The sequence below is a fragment of the Mesorhizobium sp. M7A.F.Ca.CA.002.05.1.1 genome (assembly GCF_003998335.1).
Classification (GTDB): domain Bacteria; phylum Pseudomonadota; class Alphaproteobacteria; order Rhizobiales; family Rhizobiaceae; genus Mesorhizobium.
Genome location: NZ_RZQI01000102.1, coordinates 2377 through 11153 on the forward strand (window position 1 = coordinate 2377; position 8777 = coordinate 11153).

At 64.0% G+C, this 8777-nt stretch carries 9 protein-coding genes; 5 read left to right on the forward strand and 4 right to left on the reverse strand.

What is annotated here, in order from left to right:
• The 3 genes from EN939_RS38945 to EN939_RS07965 form a co-directional block, all read right to left on the reverse strand.
• A partial coding sequence (locus EN939_RS38945; RefSeq protein ID WP_245473062.1) for an FAD-binding oxidoreductase occupies positions 1-515 on the reverse strand: 515 nt, incomplete at its 3' end.
• A gap of 239 nt (positions 516-754) precedes the next feature.
• Positions 755-1687, reverse strand: a complete 933-nt coding sequence (locus EN939_RS07960; protein ID WP_127267591.1) for a dimethylarginine dimethylaminohydrolase family protein — start codon at positions 1685-1687, stop codon at positions 755-757.
• A gap of 28 nt (positions 1688-1715) precedes the next feature.
• Positions 1716-3311, reverse strand: a complete 1596-nt coding sequence (locus EN939_RS07965) for an amidohydrolase (RefSeq protein WP_164748712.1) — start codon at positions 3309-3311, stop codon at positions 1716-1718.
• An 84-nt stretch (positions 3312-3395) separates the two neighbouring features.
• Between EN939_RS07965 and EN939_RS07970 the strand changes: the two genes are divergently transcribed.
• The 5 genes from EN939_RS07970 (at position 3396) to EN939_RS07990 (ending at position 8351) form a co-directional block, all read left to right on the forward strand.
• Positions 3396-4292: a LysR substrate-binding domain-containing protein gene (locus tag EN939_RS07970; protein ID WP_013532647.1), complete on the forward strand. Its 897-nt coding sequence runs from the start codon at positions 3396-3398 to the stop codon at positions 4290-4292.
• Between the two features lie 119 nt (positions 4293-4411).
• The gene (locus tag EN939_RS07975; RefSeq protein ID WP_127267593.1) at positions 4412-5506 is read left to right on the forward strand and encodes an ABC transporter ATP-binding protein; all 1095 of its coding nucleotides are present in this window, start codon (positions 4412-4414) and stop codon (positions 5504-5506) included.
• A gap of 67 nt (positions 5507-5573) precedes the next feature.
• On the forward strand, positions 5574-6689 hold the full coding sequence (locus tag EN939_RS07980; protein WP_023812803.1) for an ABC transporter substrate-binding protein: 1116 nt from the start codon (positions 5574-5576) through the stop codon (positions 6687-6689).
• A 25-nt stretch (positions 6690-6714) separates the two neighbouring features.
• The gene (locus EN939_RS07985; protein ID WP_127267594.1) at positions 6715-7548 is read left to right on the forward strand and encodes an ABC transporter permease; all 834 of its coding nucleotides are present in this window, start codon (positions 6715-6717) and stop codon (positions 7546-7548) included.
• Positions 7548-8351, forward strand: coding sequence for an ABC transporter permease (locus tag EN939_RS07990; RefSeq protein WP_127267595.1), 804 nt, complete (start codon positions 7548-7550; stop codon positions 8349-8351). The genes EN939_RS07985 and EN939_RS07990 overlap by 1 nt, the downstream gene beginning before the upstream one ends.
• Here EN939_RS07990 and EN939_RS07995 read toward each other — a convergent pair.
• The coding region (locus EN939_RS07995; RefSeq protein WP_335930788.1) for a 2-keto-4-pentenoate hydratase at positions 8348-8777 on the reverse strand (430 nt) is incomplete at its 5' end. The genes EN939_RS07990 and EN939_RS07995 overlap by 4 nt on opposite strands.

Sequence of the window (8777 nt, forward strand, 5' to 3'; positions counted from 1 at the left end):
TCGATGGTCAGGCCGAATTTGCGGGTGATCCAGCCGAAGCCGCCACCCAGCGTCAGGCCGGATATGCCGGTGGTCGAGTTGATTCCGGTCGGCACCACCAGCCCGAAGGCCTGCGTCTCCTTGTCGACATCGGCAAGCGTCGCGCCAGGCCCGACCCATGCCCGCCGCCCAGCGACATCGACCCGCACCGATTTCATCAATGACAGATCAATCATCAGGCCACCATCGCAGACCGCACTTCCGGCAATGTTGTGGCCGCCGCCGCGCACGGAGACGAGAAGCCTGTTCTCCCTGGCGAAATTCACGGCACTGACGACATCGGAAGCGCCGACGCAGCACACGATCAGCCCGGGCAGCCGGTCGACCGTGGCATTCCAGACGGTCCGTGCTTCGTCGTACGCGGCATCGCCTTCGCTCAGCATTTTGCCGCGCAATTGTGCCGAAAACGCTTCCAGGGCTGCGGCGTCGATTGTCGTTTTTCCGCGTTCAAGCGTGGTGAGGCTCATGGTGTTCATGGTTTCCTCCCGATTTGCAGATGAGCTGTCCTCTCCCAAAAGACGTTTTTACTGTGCGCTTATATTAGCTATCGCGCAAGTTTCGCGTCGGCCAGCGTTGCGACTCGCAAGCGGGGCACATGGTGCCGCCAGCCGGCGATCTCAGCCGTTTTGCGCGCGCGACCTTGCACCCTCGGCCGCCAGGATGCCGATCATGCTGATGCGAATGTGAGCGAAGCAGCGTAGCGCTATCCCACTCCTCAGGCCGGTTCGCGCTTCAGCGCCTGCGCCATGCAGTGGATGCCACCGCCGGTCTTCGAAATCTCGCTCATGTCGACGGCCGCGACTTCGAAACCGCGCGCCTTGAGCTGACCGATCAGCGCCTGGCTGGAGGTCGGCGCGATCACCCGGTCCCTGCCCAGCGACATGAAGTTGCAGCCGAGCGCCATCGTATCCTGGAACGGCACGTCGATGATCTCGTGGCCCTTGCCCTTCAACCAGTCGACAATGCCGGGTTCGGTGCAGGCGAGGCAGACAGCGGTCAGTTTTTCGGCGATCGGCACCACCATCAGGTCGATATGGACGTAATATTCGTCGATGAAGGCGATGCGGGTTTCCCAACCCTCCTTGTCGAACCAGGCCTGTACCTGGCGCGCACCTTCCTCCTGCGTGCGGGCGCCGCCGCAGCCGATCAGCACGACGCCGTCCTCGATGACGTTGAAGTCGCCGCCCTCGAACGTGCCTGCGGTGACCATGTCGTAGATCGGGATGCCGAGCTTTTCGTAGGTGCGGATCGCGGCATAGTTCTCGCCGCGCCGCCACCAGTTGGCCATGGCGGTGATGAAGGCGCCGTAAGGCGTCATGACGCTGGAATCGCGGGAATAGACCTGCATCGGCAGCTCAGGCGTCGGCTCGTGCCAGTGGATGTTGACGCCGAAATGCTCGTAGGCGGCGACCAGGTCCTTGTGCTGTGCCTGGGCGATCTGGACGTTGCAGGGCGCCTCGCGCAGATGCTTGCGCGACAGCGAACTGGTCGACAGATGCCGCAGGAAATTGGGCGAGCCGAGCAGGACGTCGGTTAGCACGTCGGTCTCGTTGGCAAAGCCCCAGGCGGTCAGCGGCTTGGTGCCGCCGGCTGGGTTGCGGCGCTGCAGCGAAAACGGCTCGGCGACAATGCGGTCATGAACGGTCATGGGGTTCTCCTCGTGATCAGATCGGCGGTCATTTGGCTTGGGGAATGCTCGGTATCCACCAGTCGCGTCCGCGCGGGGTGGTGACATATTCAGGCCAGCGAAAATGGATAGGCGGCTCGTAGTCACAGAGCGGGGCGATCCAGTTCGAGCCGCCGATTCCGCCGCCGGTGCGGGCGACGAATTCATTCATCGCCGCATCGCGGGCGGTCTGGTCTTCCAGCAGGCGGAGCGCCGCCAGCGCGACCGTCTTGGACGCGCAGATGACCATCGGGTCGATCGTCGCCGAAATGCCGCCCAGCGCATTCATCACCCATGCCGGATAGGGGTAGCCGGTCTCCGAACGCAGCGCCGGGCGGGCGACATAGAACCGCGCTGTCGGCGTATGCCAGCTCATGTCGGTGTAATCGTCGGAGGTCGAATTGACTTGCGAGGGCGGCAGATCGCGGCGCAGGATCGCTTCCGCCGCCTGCGGCTCGATCAAGCGCTCGAGTTCTTCGATGAACGGCTCGTCGCTCGCCATGCGCCCGGCATTGACCTGTATTTCGCGGGCAACTGCCTTGGCGTCCTCGTCCCAGCGCGGCGGCCCAGCCGTCGACAGCGCTTCATAGGCGATTTCGGCCATGGCATGGTTGGCAAGTCCCGGTCGTGACTTCGACACCCAATGCCGCTCATGGCGGCAGCCGCTCATGCTGGCAGCGGCCTCGGCATTGCGGTCGAGCACCGCGGTGACCTGCTCGGCCATGGCAAGCGTCGGCACGCGGATCATGTACTGGATCTCGGCCAGCCCCGCCGGCAAATTGTCGGCGGTTGCTTGCCCCGCCGTCAGGATCGCTTCGCTGATCGACCAGCCGCCCTGGTGCGGCAGCATGGAATCGCGCAGAGCCTTGGAGGCCATGTACATCATCATCAATGCGTCGTTGGCGCCGGGGGCGCGCGCCGCCGAATGTGCTTGCGGAATGGGTGCAGCACCCGCAGCCAGCGCCCAGCGCTCCGGTTGGTCGCAGATGAAGCGATAGATCATCGCGTAGGCCGCGCCGCAATGCGTGTCCCAGCGCGCCGTGTTGCAGAGCGGCAGCATGTAGAACGGATGAAAGGAGATCATGCCGGCAAGGCCGTCATAATAGCCCTTGGCGGCATGGATCGGCTTTGACCCGCGCACCTTTTCCGCCGGCTCGCCGGTGAAGCGCAGCGTGCCTGATATGCCGTGGCGCTGCATCGCCGCCTTGGTCGCCAGCAGCCCGCCGAGGCTCGAAATCCCGAGGCCGGAATGCGGGTCGGTGTGGCCGCCGGCCTGGTTGCCAAGTCCCCGGCGCGGACGCTCGACCGTAGCGGCATCCTGGCAATTGCCCGGCACCGCGTCGTATTCGGCGTACATGCCGATGGTCGGGCCGGGGCCGTTGGTCCAATGCGCGCAGAAGGCGGTCGGCATGCCGGCGGAGCCTTCTTCGACGGAAAAGCCTTCGAGTTTCAGCCGCTCGACATACCAGGCGGCTGATTGATACTCCCGCCACGCGGTCTCGCCGTAATCGAAGATGGTGCGTGTCCACGCGGACAACAACGGCTGGATGCCGTCGAGACAGGCAAGGGCGGTTGCTTGCGCCGAGGTGGCCACCGGTTTCTCCATGGCATGAGAAGAAAGCAGTGAAGCGGGTCGCTAAAAAGTGATATGTTTTCCCGGTTCGTGCAAATTCGGTTCACCTGAGGTTCCTTGCGTATACCATCGACACAAGCGCTGCGCGCGCTCGACAGCTTCGCCCGCCACGGCAGCGTCTGGCGCGCCGCCGACGAGTTGCACCTAACCCGCAGCGCTGTTAGCCATCAGCTTCGCCTGCTGGAGCGCGACCTCGGCTTCGACCTGCTCGAACGCATCGGCAAGGGCGTGGCGTTGACGCCGCGCGGCCAGCGCTACGCCAGCGATGTGCGCAAAGCGCTCACCGTTCTGGGCGACGCGGTGACGCGCGATGCCGGCACCGGAGTCGGCGGCTCGTTCGCCGTCAGTTGCACGCCCGGCTTCGCCTCGCTGTTCTTGTGCACCCATATCGGCGAGTTCCGGCAGATGTATCCTGACGTGGCGCTGCGCATCCTGACGCCGCGCCGGCTCGACGATGTCAGCAATGCCGATGCCGATGCCTTCATTGCGTTTGGTGTCGGCAATTGGCCGAACCGGGCGGTCGAGCCGCTCTGTGAAATCTCGTTCACGCCGCTCTGCAGCCCGACACTGCTCAACAAGGTCGGTGGTTTTTCCCGGCCGTCGGACGTGCTGCGCGCCAACCTGCTGCATCTCGATGACACCGAGGATTGGGCGCGCTGGCTGGCGCTGTCCAAGGTGGAAAACCCCGACATTGAGGGCGGCATCTTCTTTTCGGACATGAACCTCGTCTTTTCGGCGGCGATTGCCGGCCAGGGCATCGCCATGGGCGACGAACTGACCAGCCGGCGGGCGCTGAGCGAGGGCCGGCTGGTCAGGCCGTTCGACATAGCGATCAAGTCGCCGCGTTCCTATTTCCTGGTCTCCGAACACGCCAAGGCTTCGCATCCGGTGCTGGAAGCGTTCGCAGGATGGCTGCGGTCGAAACTCCAGGAGAACCGCATTCTGCCGTATTGAGGGCAGGTGGCGACATCTCGCCATAGATGAATGGAATTTGCCGATCACGCGAAAACTATTCGGTTGCGGTGAGCCGGCACCCTGCCTACGATTTCGACAAGCGTTAGGGAAAGGGCAGTATGCAGCAACCCGGCCGTGCCGCAGAGATCAAGGCAATCGGGATCGGCAAGAGCTTCGGCTCATTCCGTGCGCTGGACAATCTGTCGCTCGATATCGGCCGTGGCGAGTTCCTGACCCTGCTCGGGCCGTCCGGTTCGGGCAAGACCACCTTCCTGATGATCCTTGCCGGCTTCGTGCAGCCGACCGAAGGCAAGCTGTTCAGCGACGGCGTCGACATCACCGACCGGCCGGCCGAGCAACGTGCCGCCGGCATGGTGTTCCAGGGCTACGCGCTGTTCCCGCATATGAGCGTCGAAGCCAACATCGCCTTCCCACTCAAGGTGCGCAAGAAATCGGCCGCCGACATCAAGCGCCGCGTCGGCGAGATGATCGAGCGCGTCGGCCTCAAGGGCCACGAGAAAAAACTGCCGGCGCAATTGTCAGGCGGTCAGCAGCAGCGTGTGGCGCTGGCCCGCGCGCTGGTGTTCGAACCGGGCGTGCTGTTGCTCGACGAACCGTTTTCCGCGCTCGACAAGGGCCTGCGCGGCCAGATGCAGGCCGAGATGAAGCGGCTGCACCAGGAGACCGGGACCACCTTCGTCTTCGTCACCCACGACCAGAGCGAGGCGCTGGCGCTGTCGTCACGCGTTGCCATCTTCAACCACGGCAAATTGCTGCAGGTTGGAGCGCCCGACGAGGTCTACGACCGGCCGGACAACCGCTTCGTCGCCGAGTTCCTCGGCGAGATCAACATGCTGCCGCTGAAGGGGGTCAAGCCTGCCGGCAATGGCTCGACCGGCCTGTGCGAGGACCGCGCGGTCAGCATGGGCTGCAAGGCCGAACTCGTGCGCGGCGATGCCATCCTGGCGATCCGGCCCGAATACATGTCGATATCGAGCGAGGCGGCAGATGGTGAGAATGGGATCGCCGCTACCGCCACCAACTCCACCTATCTCGGCGCGGCAACGCGGCTCGACCTGACGACGCGGCAAGGCGCCAAGGTCACGGTCTCGGTGCCGAGCGAGGTGGCTGCCGCGGCGTTGAGCAAGGGCAACTCCGTCTGGCTCACCTGGCCGGCGGAAAAGGGTTTCCTCCTTCCGCATGGAGGGCAATGACGAACGGTGTGGCGAGATATCGCAGCACCGATTCCGGCACTATCAACAACAAAAAAGGGGAACTGACATGACACATGATACCAAGAAACAAGCCATCGAGAGCCTGTCCGCCAGGGCAGGCCGCGGTGAGATCTCGCGCCGGCAGTTCACACAGTTGGCGGCACTCGTGCTGGCCGGCACGCCGATGCTGCTGCGCTCGACAGGTGCCTTTGCGCAGGCCAAGGAGCTGGTGCTGGTCAACTGGGGTGGCGATGCCATCACCGCCTACGATGCCGCCTATGGCCAGGCCTTCACCAAGGACACCGGCATCACCGTCAAGATGGACGGTTCGGGTCCGACCGAAGGTGCCATCGCCGCGCAATTCAAGAGCGGCGCGCCGACCTGGGATCTCGTCGATGTCGATCCGTTCTCGGCCATCACGCTCGGCGCCCAGGGGGCTCTCGAGCCGATCGATTACAACATCGTCGACAAGAAGAAGATGCGGCCCGGCTTTGGTTGGGAATACGCCGCCTCGACCTATTTCTTCTCCTATGTCATCGCCTATGATTCCGAGAAGTACGGCAAGGACGCGCCGACCGGCATGGCCGATTTCTTCGACGTGAAGAAATTCCCCGGCAAGCGCTCGCTCTACAAATGGGGCGTGTCGAGCTGGGAAGCGGCGCTGCTCGCCGACGGTATCGCGCCTGCGTCGCTCTACCCGCTCGATCTCAAGCGCGCCCATGACAAGATCGCCGCCTTCAAGGAAAACGTCGTTGCCTATTGGGGTGGCGGCGCCGAAAGTCAGAGCGTGCTGCTCAATGGCGAGGCCTCGATGGCAATCGTCTGGTCGACCCGCGCTTCACTGATCGAGCAGGATAGCGGCGGCAAGATCAAGTTCATCTGGGACCAGGGCCTGATCTCGCCCGGTGCGCTCGCCGTGCTCAAGGGCAATCCCGGCGGCAAGGACGCTGCGATGAAGTTCATCGCCAGTGCCCAGGACCCTGAAAAGCAGCTGGTCATGTTCGACAAGCTCGGCCAAGGTCCTGCAAACCCGGCGGCAGACGCGCTGATCCCTGCCGACAAGAAGCGCATCAACCCGGTCGATCCCGAGAACATGAAGAAGCAGATCGCGCTCGACATGGACTGGTACGCCAAGAACTACGGGCCGGCGCTCGACGAATACACCAAGATCATCTCGGCCTGATCAGGGCAGGGGTAATCGGGTCGACATGAGATCCTATCTCTCCGACAGGATGGGCGCGGCGCTGTTGATGGCGCCGCTGCTCCTGTTTCTTGTCCTGGCCTATGCCTGGCCGTTCCTCGGCGTCGTCAAATGGAGCTTCACGCTGCCGACGCCCGGCCTCGGCCAGTATGAGGCGCTGCTTACCGACGATCTCGTGCAGTCGGTGTTCATCCGCACGCTGCGCATCGCGGCGGTCGTCACCGTGGTTTCGGTGGCCGCTGCCTACGCCATCACCGTCGTCTGGGTGCGTGGAACCCCGGCACAGCGCCTGGTCGCCGAGTTCTGCATTCTCGTTCCCTTCTGGATTTCCGTGCTGACCCGTGCCTTCGGTTGGGTGGCGCTGCTCTCCAATCGCGGCCTGATCAACAGCTGGCTGCAGGCGATCGGCTTCATTTCCGAACCGTTGGCGCTGGTGCGCAACGAATTCGGCGTCATCGTCGGCATGACGCATTTCCTCATTCCTTTCGCCGTCTTCCCGCTGGCATCGGCTATGCGCAGCCTCGACGACCGCGTGCTCCTGGCCGCGCGCGGGCTCGGCTCCAGCCGCATGCGCACCTTCTGGACAGTGTTCGTGCCGATGACGCGCTCCGGCATCATCGGCGCGGCGATGATCGTGTTCGTCTTCTCGCTCGGCTTCTTCGTCACGCCGGCGATCCTCGGTGGCGGCCGCAGCGTCATGATCGCCGAGCTGATCTATCTCAGGATCTTCCAGAGCCCGGACTGGGGCCTGGGGGCGGCGATCAGCGTCGTGTTGGTGCTGTTCGTCGGCGCGCTGATGGCGCTTTTGTTCCGATACGTCAGACCGAAGCAGTTGATCTGATGCCGACCTACCGCCCCGGTCCCGTCTCGCTGATCATCGCCGCCCTCGTGGCGCTGTTCCTGCTGATGCCGCTGCTCGCCGTCATCCCGGTGTCGCTGACGCCGAGCCGCATGCTGGCGATGCCGTCGGGCGAACTGTCGCTGCGCCACTACCGGGCGCTGGTCGAGGACCCGCGCTGGCTCCAATCGATCCTGCTCTCGATCCGCATCGGTGTCGTCAGCAGCGCCTTTTCAACCGTGCTCGCGCTGTGCTTCAGCCTCGGCGTCTGGATGTTCCAGCCCCGCTTCACCGCGGCCCTGGTCGGCTTCGTGCTACTGCCGATGGTGGTGCCGCCGGTGGTCTCGGCGATCACGCTCTACTTCCTGCTGACCTCGATCTCGGGCTTCAGCACGTTCTTCGGCTATGACACATGGCTCGGCGTCGCCATGGCGCATTCGGTGATGACGGTGCCCTTCGCCACCGTGCTGATGCTGGTCTCGCTCAGCCAGCTCGACCGGCGCATCGACCTTGCCGCGCGGGGCTTAGGGGCCACTGTGTGGGAGCGCGCCACCCGCATCATCATGCCCAACATCAAGTTCGGCATCATCACAGCGGCACTGCTCTCCTTCGTGCTGTCGTGGGAAGAAATCGGCGTCACCCTGTTCATCACCTCGGTCAACGCCATCACCCTGCCGAGGCTGATGTGGATGGGCCTGCGCGACAACATCGACCCGGCGATCGCCGCGCTCTCGGTGATCCTGATCATCATCACCGTGCTGGTGCTGGCGGTGCGCAGTTTCGTGGCCAGGCAGCGCGGAGCCTAGACAAACCGCACCGAGACGCGGCCAAACCGGCCGAGATCGCCGGTGACTTCGTCGCCTGCCTCGACGCTTATCGGCGTCACGCAGGTGCCTGTAATCACCACCTGTCCCGGTTGGAGCGCTATGCCCAGGCCCGACAGCTCGTTGACGAGCCAGGTGAGCGCGATGCGAGGATCGCCCAACACGGCCGCTCCCGATCCGTTGTGCTGCGACTTTCCGGAAACGAAAGCGACCACGGGGTGCTTTGCAAGGTCCACGCCGCGCCAGTCGTCTTCCGCCGCCTCGCCGATGACAAACAGATTGGCGCAGGCATTGTCCGCAATGAGCTGCGGCGCCCCGACGGCGCAGAAATCGTCATAGCGTGAGTCCGGAATTTCGATCGCCGGGTGCAAGGTCGCCACGGCTTTCATCACTTCGGCGATTTCATAG